Origin of the sequence: Pseudomonas sp. DE0010, assembly GCF_007680745.1 — a bacterium.
GTDB classification, from domain to species: Bacteria; Pseudomonadota; Gammaproteobacteria; order Pseudomonadales; family Pseudomonadaceae; genus Aquipseudomonas; species Aquipseudomonas parafulva_B.
The window spans coordinates 1-242 of sequence record NZ_VEJQ01000284.1 but is presented as its reverse complement, the minus strand read 5'-3'; the positions used below and the strand labels follow the sequence as shown (position 1 = coordinate 242).

At 71.9% G+C, this 242-nt stretch carries 1 protein-coding gene; it reads right to left on the bottom strand.

All coding sequences use genetic code 11. The features are described 5' to 3' along the window. On the bottom strand, nt 1–242 hold a 242-nt coding region (locus FS767_RS22555), incomplete at both ends, for an aldehyde dehydrogenase family protein (protein ID WP_144968302.1).

Here is a 242-nt window from a genome sequence, read left to right as displayed (position 1 = left end):
GGCATGGGCCAGCAAGAGATCGGCGAAGGCGATCAGCACCCGCTTGCGCTGCGCTGGTGCCCGATGGGCCCAGTCACCTCGCGCGAAGCTCGCCCGCGCAGCCTGCACGGCGAGCTCGGCATCCTCGGCCATGCAACTGGCCACCCGGGCCAGCGGGCGACCATCCACCGGACTCAGGTCGGCGTTAGTCGCGCCGCCCTGGGCGGCCTGGTAGCGGCCGTCGATGAAGGCACGGGCTTCGA